At 38.4% G+C, this 250-nt stretch carries 1 protein-coding gene; it reads left to right on the forward strand.

Features of this window, described 5'->3' with window-relative positions; all coding sequences use genetic code 11:
• Positions 1-250, forward strand: a 250-nt coding sequence (locus A33I_RS00005) for an IS5/IS1182 family transposase (RefSeq protein WP_022626435.1), incomplete at both ends; no start/stop codon positions are given.

A 250-nucleotide genomic window follows, 5' to 3' on the forward strand; every position in this document is an offset into this window, starting at 1 on the left:
GATTTTAATTTTATCTATGACCGGGTGAAGTCTTTTTATTCCCAAGATAATGGGCGTCCTCCCATTGACCCTGTCATACTATTCAAGATGATGCTCGTTGGATACCTTTTTGGTATTCGTTCTGAAAGACAGCTTGAGAAGGAAATTCAAACAAATGTAGCTTACCGTTGGTTCCTGGGTTTAAACTTAACGGATTCTGTTCCTCATCATTCTACTATTAGCTTTAATCGCCATAAACGCTTTAAAGGGA

Source organism: Alkalihalophilus marmarensis DSM 21297, assembly GCF_000474275.2.
GTDB lineage: Bacteria > Bacillota > Bacilli > Bacillales > Bacillaceae_D > Alkalihalophilus > Alkalihalophilus marmarensis.